The sequence below is a fragment of the Ruegeria sp. BG9 genome, assembly GCF_056538305.1.
Map to the genome: position 1 here is coordinate 1 of NZ_JBQFSY010000035.1, position 615 is coordinate 615.

A 615-nucleotide genomic window follows, 5' to 3' on the forward strand; every position below is an offset into this window, starting at 1 on the left:
CTCGGACGATCGCACCGTGCGTCAATCGCTTGAGATCGTGCGCCGCCGGATTGACGAGGTTGGTACGCGTGAACCCACCATTCAGCGCCAAGGTGCAGACCGTATCCTGATTCAGGTTCCAGGGATCGGAAGTGCAGGCGAGCTGAAAGAGATCATCGGTACCACGGCGCAGCTGACCTTCAACCCTGTTGTCGGCCGTGGCTCGGACCCGGATGCCGCTGCAGGTATTGGTGAAGAAGTGGTGCCGTCGATTGACGAAAGCGGGGTGTACTACACTCTTGAATCCTCTCCGGTCGTCACAGGTGAAGAACTGGTTGATGCGCAGCCCTCGTTTGATCAGAACGGACGTCCCGCCGTCAGTTTCCGGTTCAACACGTCGGGCGCGCGGAAATTCGGTGACTATACGCTGGAAAACATCGGCGCGCCTTTCGCGATCGTGCTGGATGATGAGGTGATCTCGGCCCCTGTGATCCAAAGCCACATTCCCGGCGGCTCAGGCATCATTACAGGCAATTTCACGGTCGAGGAGAGCACCAACCTTGCTATCCTGTTACGGGCAGGGGCCTTGCCTGCCGAGCTGGAGTTCCTCGAAGAACGTACCATCGGCCCTGAATT

The 615-nt window shown here is 58.5% G+C and carries 1 protein-coding gene; it reads left to right on the forward strand.

Going from position 1 to position 615, the window contains the following annotated elements; genetic code table 11:
- On the forward strand, positions 1-615 hold a 615-nt coding region (locus ACR0I8_RS22110; protein ID WP_480703679.1), incomplete at both ends, for a preprotein translocase subunit SecD.